We start from the raw sequence: 15,864 nt of genomic DNA, 5'->3' as shown, positions 1-15,864 counted from the left end.
TGGGGAGTTTGCAGGTATTGTCAGGCAGTGAGCGCGCGCTGAATGTGCGCCAGCAGCACATCGACATTAATCGGCTTGCGCAAAAAAGCAACAGCGCCACGATCAACAGCGTAGCGTTGGATGTTGTCATCCGCATGACCGGAGATAAAAATAAGCGGCGGTGGCGAGGGGGCGATAAGGTGCAGCTTGTCGAACATCTCGAGGCCGGTCATTCCCCGCAGGCGGATATCGACAATCACCAGCGCCGCGTCTGCCAGCGCGGTGGGATGGCTGAGAAACCCCTCCGCCGAATCGAAGGCTTCCGTTACGTACCCCTCCGACTGCAGCAGGTTGCTTAACCCGCTGCGAACAGACCGTTCATCATCAATGATGGCTATGCGCTGCGGCATGCTCTCTTTCCTCAAACGAAACGTGATTAACCCTCGCGTCCGTCACCGGGACGGGGTGGAGGCGCGGTGCCGCTGATTTTGGGGACGCATTCATGGCGAAACCACGCCATCGTCAGCTGACGGCTGAACAGGCGACGGCCAATCGGGATCAGCTGTTCGCCCACCAGCATGCCAAACAGCCCCAGCAGGGCAACTACCGGCGGCGCGGGCGAGTGTACATCAATTGCGGCATAAATAACCCCTGCCAGAATTCCACAGCTCAGCGAAACGACCCAGGCTTTCATGACGAGGCTCCTGTGGAGAGGGTGACGGGTGCCTTTTGCGCGCTGTCGTCAGCATGCAGAAAATGGCGGGTGGCCTGCTCGCCAGCCAGCATCCCCAGCAGGCCAATCAAGGCCAGCGCGGGCGGGGCGGGAGAACGGACTTTCAGCAGCGCGTACAGCAGGCCGATTAACACGCCTGCCGCGAGGGAAATTAACCCAGTACTCATGGTGAACTCCAGAAAGGTCAGCAGCAGGCCGGATGAGGGCCCAGCCTGCCGCTGCAAACTTAGCGAACCGGGGCCGGTACCGGCGCCAGGGTTTCGTGCTCGCTCTTCTGGCGAGATGGGGCTTTGTGCACCATGGTGTAGGCGTAATCCACGCCCATACCGTAGGCACCGGAGTGCTCACGCACGATATCCATCACCGCGTTGTAGGTCTCTTTGTGGGCCCAGTCACGCTGCCACTCCAGCAGCACCTGCTGCCAGGTGACCGGGATCACGCCAGCCTGGATCATGCGCTGCATGGCGAAGTCGTGCGCTTCTTTCGAGGTGCCGCCGGAGGCGTCCGCCACCATGTAGATCTCGTAGTCACCTTCCAGCATGGCGCACAGGGCGAAGGTGTTGTTGCACACTTCGGTCCACAGGCCGGACACTACCACTTTCTTCTTGCCGTTGGCTTTCAGGGCGTCACGCACTTTCTGGTCATCCCAGGAGTTCATGGAGGTACGCTCAAGAATGTCTTTGCCCGGGAAGACGTCCAGCAGTTCCGGGAAGGTGTTGCCGGAGAAGCTCTGGGTTTCCACGGTGGTGATGATGGTCGGGATGTTGAACACGCTGGCCGCTTTCGCCAGGCCCACCACGTTGTTTTTCAGCACCTGACGATCGATAGACTGCACGCCAAACGCCATCTGCGGCTGCTGGTCGATGAAGATCATCTGGCAGTTATCCGGGGTTAACACTTCGAGTTTTGAGTTAGACATAATGGTATCCAGTGAGGTTAACAGGTGAAATCAACTGGCATCCTATGTTCCCCGCAGGTCTGGCGTAATTATCTCTTCGTATAGTTAACCTTAGGTATAGTTATACGTTGGTATAGTTATACTTTGGTATAGCTATCCTATTGTATAACTGGATCTTTCATGTAAGCGGTTCCAATAATCCTGACATTTCCCCTCTCAGTCAGGAGCAGTTATGACTTCCTCTGCCAAAGCAGATTTGATTCTGGTAAATGGCCAGTTTCATACCGTCGATCGTGAAAATCCCCTCGCCGAAGCGGTGGCCGTGCGTGACGGCAAATTCCTTGCAGTGGGCACCGTTGCCGAGGTGATGCAGTACCACGACGACGCCACCAAAGTGGTGGATCTCAAAGGCCATACCGCCATCCCGGGCCTCAACGACTCGCACCTGCACCTGATCCGCGGCGGGCTGAACTACAACCTTGAACTGCGCTGGGAAGGGGTGCCCTCGCTGGCCGACGCCCTGCGGATGCTGAAAGAGCAGGCCCTGCGCACCCCGTCACCCCAGTGGGTGCGCGTGGTGGGCGGCTGGAGCGAGTTCCAGTTTGCCGAGCGCCGGATGCCAACCCTGGACGAGATCAACGAGGCCGCGCCGGAGACCCCGGTGTTTATCCTGCACCTGTATGACCGCGCCCTGCTCAACCGCGCCGCGCTGAAGGTGGTGGGCTACACCAAAGACACGCCGAACCCGCCGGGGGGTGAGATCCAGCGCGACGCCAACGGCAACCCGACCGGGATGCTGATCGCCCGTCCGAACGCCATGATCCTCTACGCCACCCTCGCCAAGGGACCAAAACTGCCGCTGGAGCAGCAGGTCAACTCCACCCGCCAGTTTATGCGCGAGCTGAACCGTCTGGGCTTAACCAGCGCCATCGACGCGGGCGGCGGTTTCCAGAACTACCCGGAAGACTACGAGGTGATCGCCGAGCTGCACGAGAAAAAACAGATGACGATCCGCATCGCCTACAACCTGTTTACCCAGCGTCCGGGCCACGAGCTGGAAGATTTCGAGAAGTGGACCGACATGCTCAAGCCGGGCCAGGGCACCGACTTCTTCCGCCATAACGGCGCGGGCGAGATGCTGGTCTTCTCCGCCGCCGACTTCGAGGATTTCCTCGAGCCGCGCCCGGATCTGGCCCCCGGCATGGAGGACGAGCTGGAGCGCGTGGTGCGCCATCTGGTAGAGCACCGCTGGCCGTTCCGCCTGCATGCCACCTACGACGAGTCCATCAGCCGGATGCTGGACGTCTTCGAGAAGGTCAACCGCGATATTCCGTTCAACGGCCTGCACTGGTTCTTTGACCACGCCGAGACCGTCACCCAGCGCAACATCGACCGCATCAAGGCCCTGGGCGGCGGCATCGCCGTACAGCACCGCATGGCCTTCCAGGGCGAATACTTCGCCGAGCGCTACGGCATGGAGGCGGTGCGCCACACCCCGCCAGTGACCCGTATGCTGGAGACCGGCGTGCCGGTAGGTCTGGGCACCGATGCCACCCGCGTGGCGAGCTACAACCCGTGGACCGCGCTCTACTGGCTGGTCTCTGGCCGTACCGTCGGCGGAATGCAGATGTACGATCACAGCGCCCGTCTGGATCGCGACTCCGCCCTGATGCTCTGGACCCAGGGCAGCGCGTGGTTCTCCAACGAACAGAACCACAAGGGGCAGATCAAGAAAGGCCAGCTCGCGGATCTGGCGGTGCTGAGCAAAGATTTCTTCCGCGTGCCGGAAGAGGAGATCAAGGGCATCGAGTCGGTGCTGACGGTGGTGGACGGCAACATCGTCTACGCCGCGGGCAGCTTCGGCCCGCTGGCTCCGCCTGCCATCCCGGTATTGCCGGAGTGGTCCCCGGTGGTCAAGGTGCCAGGTCATTACCGCAGCGCGCCACCGCAGGCTGCCCGCGTGGGGATGAGCGCCGTGCACCACTGCAGCGGCCCGTGCGGAGTGCACAACCACGCCCACGACTTTGCCCGCACCGCAGAGATGCCGGTAGCCGACGATAACGCCTTCTGGGGAGCGCTGGGCTGCAGCTGCTTCGCGTTCTGATCATGATGAACTCAACCCAACCTAACCTGCCCCGGATTGACCTGGGGCTGTTCTTCCTGCGCATCACCGGCAGCCTGCTGCTGCTGTACGTGCACGGCCTGCCGAAGGTCATGCATTTCAGCGAAGAACTGACGCGGATCGAAGATCCCTTTGGCTTCGGGCCGTACTTCAGCCTGATCCCGGCGATCGTCGCCGAAGTGATCTGCCCGATCCTGATCCTCTTCGGCGTGGCGACCCGGCTGGCCTGCGTGCCCATCATCGCCGTGCTGCTGGTGGCGATGCTGGTGGTGCATCCCGGCTGGTCGATTGCCGAAGGTCAGTTTGGCTGGCTGCTGCTGATCGTCTTCACCACGCTGGCGATCACCGGCCCCGGCGCGTGGCGGATCCGCTCGCGTGTAACGGAGAGATTCGCATGACCCAGATCACCGACGCGCACGTGGAGCACCCGCCTGCCCCGACGATGTCCACCTGGCAGCCGCTGCACCAGCGGGTGTTCCGCATGCTGTGGATCGCCACGGTGGTGTCCAACGTTGGCTCCTGGATGAGCGACGTGGGGGTCAACTGGAGCATGCTGACCCTCAGCGCCGATCCGCTGGATATCGCCCTGGTGCAGGCGGCGAGCAGCCTGCCGATGTTCCTCTTCGCCCTGCCCTCCGGGGTGATGGCGGATATCGTCGACCGGCGTAAGTACCTGCTCTTCTCCCAGCTGTGGATGTTTATTGCCGCCGCGGGGCTGGCGATCCTCTCCTTTACCGGGCAGGTCACGCCGACGGTGCTGCTGGCCGCGGCGTTTCTGCTGAGCGTCGGCAGCGCCATGAGCTCGCCGCCGTTCCAGGCGGTGGTGCCGGATCTGGTGAGCAAGTCGGAGCTGGGCGCGGCGGTGGCGCTCAACTCGCTGGGGATCAACATCAGTCGCGCCATCGGTCCGGCGCTGGGGGGCTTTTTGCTCTCGCTGGCCGGGCCGTGGATGGTGTTTCTGCTCAACGCCCTGTCGGTGCTGGGCGTGGCCTGGGTGCTGTGGCGCTGGAAGCCTGCCGCATCCGTGCAGCGCCTGCCGCCGGAGCATTTCTTCTCGGCGGTACGCGCCGGGGTGCGCTACGTCCATGCCGCGCCGGTGCTGCGTAACGTGTTAATCCGCACCGTGGCGTTCTTCGTCTTCGCCAGCGCGGGCTGGGCATTGCTGCCGCTGGTGGCGCGTCGGGAGTTGGGCCTCGGCCCGGCGGGGTACGGCATTATGCTGGCCTGTATCGGGCTGGGGGCGATTGCCGGGGCGGTGCTGCTGCCGCGTCTGCGCCAGCGCCTGAACGCCGATCGGCTGATGGTGGCGGCAAGCCTGGTCTTCGCTATCACCATGCTGGCGCTGGCCTTTGTGCGCCACTTCTGGCTGCTGAACCTGTTTGAGTTCTTCACCGGCTTTGCGTGGATCGCGGTGCTCTCCACCCTCAACCTTGGCGCGCAGCGCAGCGCCGCGCGTTGGGTGAAGGCCCGGGCGCTGGCGGTCTATCTGACGGTGTTTTTCGGCTCGATGACCGTGGGCAGCGCCCTCTGGGGCCAGATTGCCTCCCACGTGAATACCGCCACCTCACTCTGCGTGGCGACCATCGGGATGCTGCTGGCCAGCGCCACGGTGCTGCGCTGGAAGCTGGAGAAAGATCCCAACCTGAACCTGGATACCAGCGGCCTGATCGCCGACGACGCGCGGGAGAGCATCCCCAACGAGCGCGGTCCGGTGCTGGTCTCCTGCGAGTATGTTATTGATCCTGAAGCAGCAAGCGATTTCCTGCAGGCAGTCCACGAGCTGCGCCGGGTGCGCCGCCGCGCGGGGGCCATCAGCTGGGCGGTGTATGAAGATATCGACCGGCCGGGTCTGTATGTTGAGACCTTCCTGATGGGATCCTGGGTGGAACATCTGCGCTTACAGGAGCGCCACACCATGAATGACCACCTGTTGCAAAGCCGCGTGCTGGCTTTCCATCAGGGCGATGCTCCCCCGGCGACCCGCTATCTGGTGGCGCCGGTTTAAAACCTAAAAACACCTTGAGGAAGAGACTATGGCGACGATTAAAGCGAAAGACGGTACTCAGATTTACTACAAAGACTGGGGCGCGGGTAAGCCGGTGCTGTTCAGCCACGGCTGGCCGCTGGATGCCGACATGTGGGACAGCCAGCTTAACTATCTGGCGGAGCGCGGCTTCCGCGCCATCGCCTTCGACCGCCGCGGCTTTGGCCGCTCGGATCAGCCGTGGAATGGTTATGACTACGACACCTTTGCCTCCGACATCAACGACCTGATCACCGCGCTCGATCTGCGCGACGTGACCCTGGTGGGCTTCTCGATGGGCGGCGGCGACGTGAGTCGTTATATCGGCACCTACGGCACCGACCGCGTGGCCGGTCTGGCGCTGCTGGGGGCGGTTACGCCGATCTTCGGCAAATCCGACTCCTATCCGCAGGGCGTGGATCAGTCTGTTTTCGCCGGTATTCGTGACGGGCTACTGAAAGATCGCGCCCAGTTCATCAGCGATTTCGCCACCCCGTTCTACGGCCTTAACGCCGGACAAAAGGTGTCGGAAGGCGGCCTGACCCAGACCCTGAATATCGCCCTGCTGGCGTCCCTGAAAGGGACCCTCGACTGCGTGACCGCCTTTGCCGAAACCGACTTCCGCCCGGATATGGCGAAAGTCGACGTCCCGACGCTGGTGATCCACGGCAGCAACGACCAGATTGTGCCGTTCGAAACCACCGGTAAAGTGGCGGCGGAGCTGATTAGCAACGCGGAACTGAAGGTGTATGACAACGCACCGCACGGCTTTGCGCTGACCCATCAGGACCAGCTGAACGAAGATCTGCTGACGTTTGTGAAGTCGCTGTAAGGCGTTGACCGGGGAGCCTGGGTTCCCCGATTATCTTTTTTCTTGTCGCGTTCACACTCGTCGTTGCCAACCATACTTTTCCTCCCCTTCTCCCCTTACACTCAAATCACTGAATACATTGCCTGGAAGGTGAAATGAACAGCACTGTCTTTGACGCATTCCGTTGCCTTAATCTGCTGGCGACAGGGAGTCGTGCTTTTGGTATTCGTGAGATTGGCCGTGAGATGGGGCTGGATCCAGCGAAAGTCTCCCGTCTGATGCAAACGCTACTGGCGCTGGAGATGGTGCAGCAGGACGCCAGGCGCAAGTACAGCCTGGGGATGGGCATCCATCGTCTCTCGGCGAACGCGATCCATAATTCGGCGTTTTATACCGCCGTGCTGGAGATGCTGGAGGAGACCGGCAGCCACTCGGTGTCGATTGTGGTGGGAGTGTTAAGCGGCAAAAACGTGGTTTATCTCATTCATACCCGTGGCGGCAAAAGCATCGCCAGAGCTATCGGCAACTACGAATCTTTTCCGGTGCATGACTCGGTGATTGGCATCAAACTGCTGTCGGCCATGAGTGACGAAGAGATCGTGGCTCGCCTCGGCGTACACGATTATCAGCTGCTCAAGCGCGATATCGAAGAGGCCCGCCGCCATCAGGTGTTTGGTAAAACCTTTGACGAAACGGATTACCGGATGGCCTGCATCATTCCGGGCATGCAGGCCGCCATCGCCCTGTCGAATATCCAGGGCGATAAGCTGGACATCGACAAACTACGCCATTTTCTGATCTCTGCCGCGCGCAAAATTAGCGGCGCCGCGCTCCCGCCCCTCTAGCAGCTGCGCGCAGCGCTCCGCCGTGGCGGCGACCGACTGCCCGGGGCGATAGAGCGCGCTGCCGATCCCCACGCTGTCGTAGTAGCGCAGGTAATCGGCGGCGTTATTGAGATCCACGCCCCCCACCGCCGAAAAGCGCACCGGCGCGGAGAGCGGGCCTTTGATCATTTGCGGATAGTTTTCCGGCAGGGCGCTAGCCGGGAAAATCTTCAGCACGTCGGCCCCCGCCTCGCAGGCGCTGAAAATCTCGCTGGGCGACATCACCCCTGCGCACACCCCCAGCCCCTGGCGTTTTGCCGCCTGGATCACCCGCAGATCGAGGTTAGGGGTGAGGATAAATTGCCCCCCGGCGGCGGCGCAGAGCGCCACATGCTCCGGCGTTAACACCGTGCCTGCGCCCACCGTTACCCCATCACCAAAGGCATCATGCAGCCGTTGCAGGCTGGTGACCCACGCCGGTGAGTTGGTGGTGATCTCAACCGTGGTGATGCCATGATCGCGCAGGCAGGCCACCTGCTCCACGCAATCGTCAGGGGTGATGCCACGTAAAATCGCAATAATCCCGGCGCTAGCTATCATGGCGGAATACCTCATTGAGCCCGGCAATCAGGGCGGTTTCCGCCTCGAGGGTGGAGCAAGGCAGCCCGATTTGCTCGCAGGCCTGCTGGTAGAGGGGAAGCAAGGCGCGGCTGCCGATAAAACAGACCCGCGTCTTCCCTGGGTGACCGCGCAGGATCTCGTGCCCAATCAGCAGGCCGGAGAGCCAGCTTGCGGCGCAGGCCGGGTCGAGATCCCCCAGAATGTAGCGCCCCCGACAGCGGAACAGCTCGCTCACCAGTTCGCCCTGCCCGGCCTCGACCGATTGCGCCACGGCAACGCCCTCGCTGAAGGCGCTGGCGGAGGTCGCCTGCGGGGGGAGCCCTTTACCCACCACCGAATGATTCAACACCAGGTGATAGAGCTCGCCGGTCATCAGGGTGCGCAGGCCCGTCACGCGCTGCTGCTGGCGGTCAATGGTCATCCATTTGCTGTGGGTGCCCACGGCGGCAAAGGTGCAGGCGTCCGTCAGGGCGATGGCCCCGGCTAACTGCATCTCTTCCCCACGGCAGACTTCATTGGCCCGCGGATCGCAGATACCCGGCCGCAGGGTCAGCGGGTTGCTCAGGATCCCGGGCAGTTCGCGGCCCTTACCCAACAGGTCGCGGAAGCTAAGCGGCAACGCCATGTAGCCCGCATCGGCAATACCGATATTGCTGCCAATCATGCCGCACAGCAGTACGGGCAAATGCGGGTCCCAGGCGTCTTCCAGCCGCAGCAGCTGCTTACGCAGGATCGCCGGCAATTCAGCACGCTCGCAGGTCGCCACGCCGCAGGTATCCTGCACGGTGCGGATCACCTGGCCGTCACGCACGCCGATCGCCCGGAAATTGCTGGTGCCCCAGTCAACGGCAATGTAATTCATACCCGCGATCCAAACACCGCCAGCGGCAGCGCGTCGGTGAGATCCTGCAATTCGTCGCGGGTGACCGCGTCCAGCCGTTTGGCCGGTTCACGCACCACGTCGGTGGTGAAGATCCCCGCCCGGTGCAGGACGGTTTTGTGGATCGCCACGCCGATGCCCGGCTGCACGCCATAGCGCAGGAAGGGAAGATAGCGGTAAAAGAGCGACTGCGCTTCCCGCGGGTTATGCTGCCAGGCCTGCAGGATCATGTTGATGACGTCCGGGAATTCGCAGGCGGGCATGGTACCGATCACCCCACGGCGTAGCTCTTCATAAAGAAAACCGGCGTTCAGGCCGCCAAACAGCCCGACGCTGTCGCCCAGCGCATGCTTCAGGGCGGTGATTTTCAGCGTGGTGGGCGGTTGCTCCACTTTGATGTACTTGATAGCCGGAAACGACTGGCACAGCGTGACCAGCGTGGCTACCGGGATGTTGACCCCGGTCATCAGCGGCGCGTCCTGAATCATGATGTCGATATCGCAGGCCGCGCAGATCTCCCGGTAAAAATTAACGATCTCCTCCGGGCCAGGTTTGACGACCGACGGTGGATTGACCATCGCCACCTGCGCCCCCCAGCGCTGTATCCGGGCGATATCTTCTATCGCCACCGCAGAGGCGGCTCCCCCGGCGGCGGCCACCAGCGGCAGATCGCCGGTAAGGTTTTTCACGCAGGCAAACAGCGCCTCTTTTTCGCCCAGGGTCAGGGCATAGCCTTCAGAGGCGTTGCCGAACAGCGCCAGGCCATCGATGCCCTGTTGCAGGAGGAATTTCACCAGCCGCTCAATCGAGACGAAATCCACTTCGCCCTCTGCATCAAACGCGGTAGCCAGAATCGGTACGTTGCCTTTTAACATGTTGCCTCCATGACGGCGTCTTCATTGATTTCAATACCCAGCCCCGGCCCCTGCGGCAGCTGATACGCCCCCTGCTGGCAGATGAGCGGCGTGGTGAGAAGTTGGTTGGCAATCTCAAAGACCGGAGGCTGATACTCCAGCATGTAGAGATTGGGGATGGCGGCTGCGACGTGCAGCGAAGCGGCGATACAGGGCGCAAGACCGACGCTGAGATGCGGGGCGACCTTCAGGTTCCAGGTCTCCGCCAGCGAGGCGATGTGCATCAGCTCGCTGATGCCGGTGCGGCCCACGTCCGGCTGCAGAATGTCCGCCGCCCGCTGCTCGATAAAGGGTTTGAACTGGTAGCGGGTGCGCTCGGTTTCGCCCAGCGCAATCGCCACCGGGCTTTTGGCCCGTAGCTCGCGGTGCCCTGCCACATCTTCCGGCAACAGCGGCGCTTCGAGAAAACCGACGCCGTAGTCGCGCAACGCCGTTGCCAGCTCGGCGGCTTCTGCCACGCTGTAGTTCCAGTGGGCATCGAGGAAGAGTTGCGCCTCTTCGCCCAGGGTTTCACGTATGGCCTTCACGTTGGCGATGTCTTCCCGCACGCCGTAGCCCAGCGCCAGCTTGACGGCATTAAAGCCCTTCTCCTGCCAGCGTTTCGCCAGCTGGCAACGCGCAGGCAGGTCGGGCTCAGGCAACCCCGAAACGTAACAAGGAATGGTGTCACGCCAGGCACCGCCCAGCAGCTGCCAGACCGGCTGGCCTAGCAGCTTGCCTTTAAGATCCCACAGGGCGATATCCACGGCGGCAAGGGCATCGATATGGTAGCCGGTGGTATGGCCGCGATCGCGCATGGCATCGTACATGCGGGCGTTCAGCACCCCGCTTGAAAAAGGCGATTGCCCGATCAGCAGCGGTGCGAAGAGCTGGGTGATGAGCTCCGCAATGACCTGCGGCACCACCGGGGCCAGCGCTTCACCCCAGCCAACGCAGCCGTCGTCGGTGGTAATTTTGACCAGGCAGGTCTCCATTTTGCGCGAATAGACGCAGCGGTACTCCGGACGATAGTAGTAATCGCTGTCATGCCCCTCGACGCTCCCCCCGAGATAGGCCTGCTTTGGGGTGATCTTCAGTGGAAAACATTCAACGTGACGTATTTTCATAACAACTCCGGGAACAGTTAATCCAGCACTTTGCCGGCGGTTTCTTTGGCCAGCCACACGGCAATGAATGAGATAAGCGCGGTGATCATCACGTACCACGCAGGGGAAAGCGGATCGCCGGTAAGCGAGATCAGGCTGGCGGAGGCCAGCGGCGTGACGCCGCCGAAGATCGCCACGGTCAGGTTGTAGGCGATGGCGATACTGCCGTAGCGAATGGCGGTCGGGAAGAGTTCAACCATCGCCGCGCCGCAGCCGCCGTTAAACATGGCGACAAAGATGCCCAGCATACTCATGGCCGCGATGGAGGATCCCACCGAGCCCTGGCTCATCACCAGCATGGCCGGGTACGTGAGCAGGATGAAGCCCCCGCAGCCCATCAGCATCAGCGGACGGCGCCCCCAGATATCGGAGAGATAGCCGGTGATGGGCATACAGACCGCGACGCTCAGTAATCCAAGCGTGGTGATGAGATAGGCGTCGGTTTTGCTGTAGTGCAAATGGGTCGAGAGATAGCCCGGCATAAAGGACTGCAGCACCCAGCTGCTGACCGCTTTGACCACCACGAAGCCGGTGCAGAACAACAGGGCGCGTGAAGAGGTGGAGAGGGATTTGCGCAGGGGCGCTTTCTCCAGCTTGCCGGTCTGTTGCAGCTTTTTAAATTCGCTGGAGTCTTCCATATTGCGACGCATATAAAGCCCGCCTAACCCCAGGGGGGCCGCCAGCAGGAACGGAATGCGCCAGCCCCAGTCGTTCATGGCGCTTTCGCCGAGCGTATGGGTGAGAAACAGCACCAGCCCGGAGCCACAGACGAAGGCCATAAAACTGAAGTTTTCACTCCAGCAGGTGAGCGTGGCGCGACGGTTGGGTTTGGCGCTTTCGGCCAGATAGGTAATGACGCCTGAACTTTCACCGCCTGCGGCAAAGCCCTGTACCAGACGGGTGATCACCAACAGCACCGGGGCGAGTATTCCGACCTGATGCCAGGTCGGCAAAATGCCCATCACGAAGGTGGAGCAGGAGGTGATGACGATGACGGTCACCAGCACCTTGCGCCGCCCTAAGCGATCGCCCATCGAGCCAAAAAAGAGCCCGCCCAGCGGACGCATCAGAAAGCCAGAGCCGAAGACCGCGAAGGATTTCAGCAGCCCGATGACCGGATCGCCGCTGGCGAAGAAGTTGGTGGCGATAATCGCCGCCAGGGTGCCGTAAAGCCCGAAATCAAACCACTCGATAAAATGACCGATGCCCGCCGAGAGCATCATTTTGGTTCTGCTTTGGGCAGGCGCTTGCTGCCCGGCAGGGGCGTAATCACCTGCGAATTCTGAGTCGGTATTAGCCATATAACCTCCTGAGGTCAGGAAAGGTGTCAACAAATGTGACGTGATTGTTATGAAGCTGAGTGTAAAGAATCCGCAGAGGCTGACGAGCGCAGGATCGGGATGCGTGAGGGGAATCAAAGAAGCGCGAAGAGAAATGTTTCACATAGTGAAACACTGAGGAAATGGCTGTTGTCGGCGGCTATATACGCCACCTGACCTGAAAGTATGGGCTCAATGCTGGAGGGTTGTTAAGGTGACTTCTTTAGCATGTTTATCGACGTACAAATAGAAACGATCGCTGCATGTTTTTTTGGGGGCACACCACACCTCCATTCCACGCTGTTGTCGTTGCTGCCGGCTGTACCCTGAACCAGCAAGATAGGCTCGAAGCGGTTCAGGGTCAGTCGCGTCTTTGAAAATAATGGCATTTGATGGCGTATATCCGTCGCCGGATTGAAATTCGAAATAGTAATTTTGCGAAATTCTCGGCGCGTTTTTAATTTGTTTGTCAGTGAGTGTGTAATAACGGTAACGGTCGGTCTCTTTGTAAACGGTCATACCGTTGATGTTGGAGGCTATGAGGTAAATAAATAGCCCGCCCAGGATTGAGGCGGTGATGGATATAGCAATCAGGTATCTAACAAACGTGGAGAGCATTATCTCATTCCTATATAGCCAAATGCTGTACCATTTTCTGTAAGGACGTTGACGATACCAGAGGTAAAATCATCCCAGGGATATAACCATTTCATAAACATCGGAAGCTCAGCGATGTAAGGCTCATGCTTAACACAGGGATCGTCAGGATCGGGAAAAATAATGGGTTTAAAGCCTCGATTTTTAAAGGTACCAATAGCTCCATAATAATCCCAACGCCGTAGTGCAGATTCATAGCTTACAGGCTTCACCTGATCCGTATAGAAGCCAGGCCTGATAGCACGATAGAATCCAAACAAATCTGAAACTAAATCTTCTCCACTAAAGCCGCTATCAGTATACCAGGTAAATAATCGATAGCTTTGTAAGTCTTCGAAATTCAATGCGGTACTCATCATCATTGCCAACATCATACGATTGATATCGTGCATATCACGGCCACGTTTGATTTCCCATCTGGCAAACCTTCCAATACCCAGGCGAGAGCAAAATTTTGCTATATGCATATCCTGACGATACATTACAACATAGTAATCTTGCCCGCTTCCCTCACCCTGCATGAACTGTCTTCTGAGTTCTTCGACATCATTGCCACGAGCATGGCCCATATCTATCCATCCCAGCACATCGGTATAAACCAGCCCTCTCAATGAATGTTCAAAGTCGGCACCATCCCTGATATCTTGTCTTGAACTCATGATATATATCCTTACAGAAGTAAAGCTCTGATGGTACGTACTCTATTTTACTGTTGTCTATGCCAGGATTAATTATTCGGAATTTAACCCGAACAATTTTATAAATACGTCATTACGCTTTATTCAGGCGGATTTTATTATTGTCATAAATTTCTTAATTATTTCGGCATTAAGAATCAGTGGAAATATTCTCTATTGCCCATCAGCCTTTACGCCGGGTGGCGCTGCGCTTACCCGGCCTACAGAACCCCTAGGCCCGTGCAAGTGCAGCGCCGCCGGGCAAATTACGTTTCGTCTGAGGAAAAGACCATTCCCGCATAAGGCTTCTGCCGACACGCCGCCAGCCGCGCGGCCAGATCCCCCACGTGCAGCTCCAGCTTGTGCCCGTCCGGGTCGAGAAAGTAGAACGACTCCCCTTCGCTTTTGTTCTCTTTCCAGACGGTGACGCCAGCGTCTTTTAGCGTTTGCGTGAAGGTTTCGAACTGTTCTGCATCGATGGAGAACGCATAGTGGGTGTAGTCGCTGTTTTGCGGCGGGATAAATTGTCGGGTGTCATCATAAGAGAGGCAGAGCCAGAGATCGCCGCAGGTCAGATACGCCCCGGCGTGCCATTCGGCGTGCAGGCGCAGACCAAGAAGATCGCGCCAGAAAGCGATGCTGACCGGCAGGTTACTGACGGCAAGGGTCAGGTGGTTGAGGGCGTTAAGCATAAGGTTCACTCCTGGAGAGAGGTTAACCTCACTTCTTTAGCATGTTTATCAACGTATAAACAGAAGCGCCGGGTGGCGCTGCGCTTACCCGGCCTACAGAACCCGTAGGCCCGTGCAAGCGCAGCGCCGCCGGGCAATGTCGGTTAGTGCTTCACCATCACATGCCGTACCACGGTGTAATCCTCCAGCCCGTACATCGACATATCCTTGCCATAGCCGGACAGCTTCTGCCCGCCGTGCGGCATCTCGCTTACCAGCATAAAGTGGGTGTTGACCCAGGTGCAGCCGTACTGCAGGCGGGCGCTCATGCGGTGCGCGCGACCCACGTCCTGGGTCCAGACCGATGAGGCCAGGCCATACCGGGAGTCGTTAGCCCACTCCAGCACCTGCTCTTCGTCATCGAACTGGCTGACGCTCACCACCGGGCCGAAGACCTCGCGCTGGATAATCTCATCCCCTTGCTGCGCCCCGGCCAGCAGGGTCGGCTGATAATAGTAGCCACTGCCGCCCGCCACATTGCCGCCGGTGACCACGTGGATGTGCGGCAGAGCTTTGGCGCGTTCCACCGCCTCGCTGATGCGGGCCAGATGGGCGGCGGAGCTGACCGGCCCAAGCTCGGTGGTCTCATCCTCTGGCGCGCCCATTTTCAGGCTGGCAACCGCGACGCCCAGTTTTTCCACCAGCGTGTTATAGACCTCTTTCTGAGCGTAGATGCGACAGGCGGCGGTGCAGTCCTGCCCGGCGTTATAGAAGCCGAAGGTGCGCACGCCCTCCACCACCGCGTCGATATCGGCGTCGTTAAAGACGATCACCGGCGCTTTGCCGCCCAGCTCCATATGGGTGCGCTTAATCGACGGCGCGGTATGGGAAATAATGTGCTCCCCGGTGGCAATCGAGCCGGTCAGGGAGACCATTCGCACCTTGTCGTGGCCGGTCAGCGGGTCGCCGACGGTTTTCCCCCGACCAAACAGGACGTTAATCACCCCGGCCGGGAAGATATCTTTTGCCAGTTCGGCCAGCTTCAGGGCAGTCAGCGGGGTGATTTCCGACGGCTTGAGCACCACGCAGTTCCCCGCCGCCAGCGCCGGGCCCAGCTTCCACGCCGCCATCATCAGCGGGTAGTTCCAGGGGGCGATGGAGGCCACTACCCCCACCGGATCGCGGCGGATCATCGAGGTGTGCCCTTCCATATACTCCCCGGCGGCGAGGCCGTTCAGGCAGCGGGTAGCCCCCGCAAAGAAGCGGAACACATCGACAATGGCCGGGATCTCGTCGTTCAGCACGCAGTGCAGCGGTTTGCCGCAGTTCAGCGACTCCAGGCGGGCGAAGGTTTCGGCGTTCTGCTCAATCACATCCGCCAGCTTCAGCAGGCATTCGGCGCGCGCTTTCGGCGTGGTCTGGCCCCACTGGCGGAAGGCGCGATCGGCGGCCTGCACCGCGGCATCCACCTGCTCCGGGCTGGCTTCGGCGATCTCCAGCAGTACCTCGCCGGTGGCCGGGTTATAGACGGGCTGCTTCTCACCTGCCCCCGCAATCAGTTCGCCATTGATCAATACGTTGTCTTGCATA

General features: G+C 60.0%; 18 protein-coding genes. 5 read left to right on the top strand and 13 right to left on the bottom strand.

Features of this window, described 5'->3' with window-relative positions; genetic code table 11:
• Window positions 1-20: 20 nt before the first annotated feature.
• The 4 genes from WFO70_RS12955 to WFO70_RS12940 are packed head-to-tail and all read right to left on the bottom strand — an operon-like array spanning window position 21 to window position 1,631.
• Window positions 21-389, bottom strand: coding sequence for a response regulator (locus tag WFO70_RS12955; protein WP_337016736.1), 369 nt, complete (start codon window positions 387-389; stop codon window positions 21-23).
• A gap of 26 nt (window positions 390-415) precedes the next feature.
• A complete protein-coding gene (locus WFO70_RS12950; RefSeq protein WP_337016735.1) occupies window positions 416-673 on the bottom strand; it encodes a DUF1427 family protein in 258 nt (85 codons plus the stop codon).
• Window positions 670-879, bottom strand: coding sequence for a DUF1427 family protein (locus tag WFO70_RS12945; RefSeq protein WP_337016734.1), 210 nt, complete (start codon window positions 877-879; stop codon window positions 670-672). The genes WFO70_RS12950 and WFO70_RS12945 overlap by 4 nt, the downstream gene beginning before the upstream one ends.
• A 59-nt stretch (window positions 880-938) precedes the next feature.
• A complete protein-coding gene (locus WFO70_RS12940) occupies window positions 939-1,631 on the bottom strand; it encodes a hydrolase (RefSeq protein WP_337016733.1) in 693 nt (230 codons plus the stop codon).
• 211 nt (window positions 1,632-1,842) lie between these two features.
• On the opposite strand from WFO70_RS12940, the gene WFO70_RS12935 reads away from it, so the two are divergent.
• From WFO70_RS12935 to WFO70_RS12915, 5 genes are all read left to right on the top strand, one after another.
• Window positions 1,843-3,714, top strand: a complete 1,872-nt coding sequence (locus WFO70_RS12935) for an amidohydrolase (protein WP_337016732.1) — start codon at window positions 1,843-1,845, stop codon at window positions 3,712-3,714.
• A 2-nt stretch (window positions 3,715-3,716) separates the two neighbouring features.
• Entirely contained in the window at window positions 3,717-4,130 is a 414-nt protein-coding gene (locus WFO70_RS12930; RefSeq protein WP_442913379.1) for a DoxX family protein, read from the top strand.
• Window positions 4,127-5,737, top strand: coding sequence for an MFS transporter (locus tag WFO70_RS12925; protein WP_337016731.1), 1,611 nt, complete (start codon window positions 4,127-4,129; stop codon window positions 5,735-5,737). Before WFO70_RS12930 ends, WFO70_RS12925 begins: the two co-directional genes overlap by 4 nt.
• Before the next feature lie 28 nt (window positions 5,738-5,765).
• The gene (locus WFO70_RS12920) at window positions 5,766-6,587 is read left to right on the top strand and encodes an alpha/beta fold hydrolase (protein WP_312347767.1); all 822 of its coding nucleotides are present in this window, start codon (window positions 5,766-5,768) and stop codon (window positions 6,585-6,587) included.
• 134 nt (window positions 6,588-6,721) lie between these two features.
• Window positions 6,722-7,411, top strand: a complete 690-nt coding sequence (locus WFO70_RS12915; RefSeq protein ID WP_337016730.1) for a helix-turn-helix domain-containing protein — start codon at window positions 6,722-6,724, stop codon at window positions 7,409-7,411.
• Here the strand turns inward: WFO70_RS12915 and WFO70_RS12910 are convergent.
• The 9 genes from WFO70_RS12910 to patD form a co-directional block, all read right to left on the bottom strand.
• Entirely contained in the window at window positions 7,349-7,990 is a 642-nt protein-coding gene (locus tag WFO70_RS12910) for a bifunctional 4-hydroxy-2-oxoglutarate aldolase/2-dehydro-3-deoxy-phosphogluconate aldolase (RefSeq protein ID WP_337016729.1), read from the bottom strand. The two genes, WFO70_RS12915 and WFO70_RS12910, sit on opposite strands and share 63 nt — an antisense overlap.
• Complete coding sequence (locus tag WFO70_RS12905) at window positions 7,980-8,873, bottom strand: 2-dehydro-3-deoxygalactonokinase (RefSeq protein WP_337016728.1); 894 nt, start codon at window positions 8,871-8,873, stop codon at window positions 7,980-7,982. The genes WFO70_RS12910 and WFO70_RS12905 overlap by 11 nt, the downstream gene beginning before the upstream one ends.
• The gene (locus tag WFO70_RS12900; RefSeq protein WP_337016727.1) at window positions 8,870-9,766 is read right to left on the bottom strand and encodes a dihydrodipicolinate synthase family protein; all 897 of its coding nucleotides are present in this window, start codon (window positions 9,764-9,766) and stop codon (window positions 8,870-8,872) included. The genes WFO70_RS12905 and WFO70_RS12900 overlap by 4 nt, the downstream gene beginning before the upstream one ends.
• Window positions 9,760-10,911 carry a mandelate racemase/muconate lactonizing enzyme family protein gene (locus tag WFO70_RS12895; protein ID WP_337016726.1) on the bottom strand — a complete coding sequence of 384 codons (1,152 nt, stop codon included), beginning with the start codon at window positions 10,909-10,911 and terminating at the stop codon, window positions 9,760-9,762. The genes WFO70_RS12900 and WFO70_RS12895 overlap by 7 nt, the downstream gene beginning before the upstream one ends.
• 17 nt (window positions 10,912-10,928) lie before the next feature.
• Window positions 10,929-12,170 carry an MFS transporter gene (locus tag WFO70_RS12890; RefSeq protein WP_442913383.1) on the bottom strand — a complete coding sequence of 414 codons (1,242 nt, stop codon included), beginning with the start codon at window positions 12,168-12,170 and terminating at the stop codon, window positions 10,929-10,931.
• Window positions 12,171-12,461: 291 nt separating this feature from the next.
• Window positions 12,462-12,887, bottom strand: coding sequence for a hypothetical protein (locus tag WFO70_RS12885; protein ID WP_337016725.1), 426 nt, complete (start codon window positions 12,885-12,887; stop codon window positions 12,462-12,464).
• Window positions 12,887-13,585, bottom strand: coding sequence for a hypothetical protein (locus WFO70_RS12880; RefSeq protein ID WP_337016724.1), 699 nt, complete (start codon window positions 13,583-13,585; stop codon window positions 12,887-12,889). The genes WFO70_RS12885 and WFO70_RS12880 overlap by 1 nt, the downstream gene beginning before the upstream one ends.
• A gap of 284 nt (window positions 13,586-13,869) precedes the next feature.
• Complete coding sequence (locus WFO70_RS12875) at window positions 13,870-14,295, bottom strand: FosA8 family fosfomycin resistance glutathione transferase (protein WP_337016723.1); 426 nt, start codon at window positions 14,293-14,295, stop codon at window positions 13,870-13,872.
• 143 nt (window positions 14,296-14,438) lie between these two features.
• Window positions 14,439-15,863, bottom strand: coding sequence for an aminobutyraldehyde dehydrogenase (gene patD / locus WFO70_RS12870; RefSeq protein WP_337016722.1), 1,425 nt, complete (start codon window positions 15,861-15,863; stop codon window positions 14,439-14,441).
• Window position 15,864: the final 1 nt, after the last annotated feature.

Origin of the sequence: Leclercia sp. AS011 (genome assembly GCF_037152535.1) — a bacterium.
GTDB lineage: Bacteria > Pseudomonadota > Gammaproteobacteria > Enterobacterales > Enterobacteriaceae > Enterobacter.
Note: the sequence above shows the minus strand (reverse complement) of the source record. Positions and strands in the feature narration are given on the sequence as shown.

Coding starts and splice junctions, on each gene's coding strand:
- WFO70_RS12955 (WP_337016736.1), bottom strand. CDS start 389: ATGCCGCAGCGCATAGCCATCATTGATGATGAACGGTCTGTTCGCAGC.
- WFO70_RS12950 (WP_337016735.1), bottom strand. CDS start 673: ATGAAAGCCTGGGTCGTTTCGCTGAGCTGTGGAATTCTGGCAGGGGTT.
- WFO70_RS12945 (WP_337016734.1), bottom strand. CDS start 879: ATGAGTACTGGGTTAATTTCCCTCGCGGCAGGCGTGTTAATCGGCCTG.
- WFO70_RS12940 (WP_337016733.1), bottom strand. CDS start 1,631: ATGTCTAACTCAAAACTCGAAGTGTTAACCCCGGATAACTGCCAGATG.
- WFO70_RS12935 (WP_337016732.1), top strand. CDS start 1,843: ATGACTTCCTCTGCCAAAGCAGATTTGATTCTGGTAAATGGCCAGTTT.
- WFO70_RS12930 (WP_442913379.1), top strand. CDS start 3,717: ATGATGAACTCAACCCAACCTAACCTGCCCCGGATTGACCTGGGGCTG.
- WFO70_RS12925 (WP_337016731.1), top strand. CDS start 4,127: ATGACCCAGATCACCGACGCGCACGTGGAGCACCCGCCTGCCCCGACG.
- WFO70_RS12920 (WP_312347767.1), top strand. CDS start 5,766: ATGGCGACGATTAAAGCGAAAGACGGTACTCAGATTTACTACAAAGAC.
- WFO70_RS12915 (WP_337016730.1), top strand. CDS start 6,722: ATGAACAGCACTGTCTTTGACGCATTCCGTTGCCTTAATCTGCTGGCG.
- WFO70_RS12910 (WP_337016729.1), bottom strand. CDS start 7,990: ATGATAGCTAGCGCCGGGATTATTGCGATTTTACGTGGCATCACCCCT.
- WFO70_RS12905 (WP_337016728.1), bottom strand. CDS start 8,873: ATGAATTACATTGCCGTTGACTGGGGCACCAGCAATTTCCGGGCGATC.
- WFO70_RS12900 (WP_337016727.1), bottom strand. CDS start 9,766: ATGTTAAAAGGCAACGTACCGATTCTGGCTACCGCGTTTGATGCAGAG.
- WFO70_RS12895 (WP_337016726.1), bottom strand. CDS start 10,911: ATGAAAATACGTCACGTTGAATGTTTTCCACTGAAGATCACCCCAAAG.
- WFO70_RS12890 (WP_442913383.1), bottom strand. CDS start 12,170: ATGCTCTCGGCGGGCATCGGTCATTTTATCGAGTGGTTTGATTTCGGG.
- WFO70_RS12885 (WP_337016725.1), bottom strand. CDS start 12,887: ATGCTCTCCACGTTTGTTAGATACCTGATTGCTATATCCATCACCGCC.
- WFO70_RS12880 (WP_337016724.1), bottom strand. CDS start 13,585: ATGAGTTCAAGACAAGATATCAGGGATGGTGCCGACTTTGAACATTCA.
- WFO70_RS12875 (WP_337016723.1), bottom strand. CDS start 14,295: ATGCTTAACGCCCTCAACCACCTGACCCTTGCCGTCAGTAACCTGCCG.
- patD (WP_337016722.1), bottom strand. CDS start 15,863: ATGCAAGACAACGTATTGATCAATGGCGAACTGATTGCGGGGGCAGGT.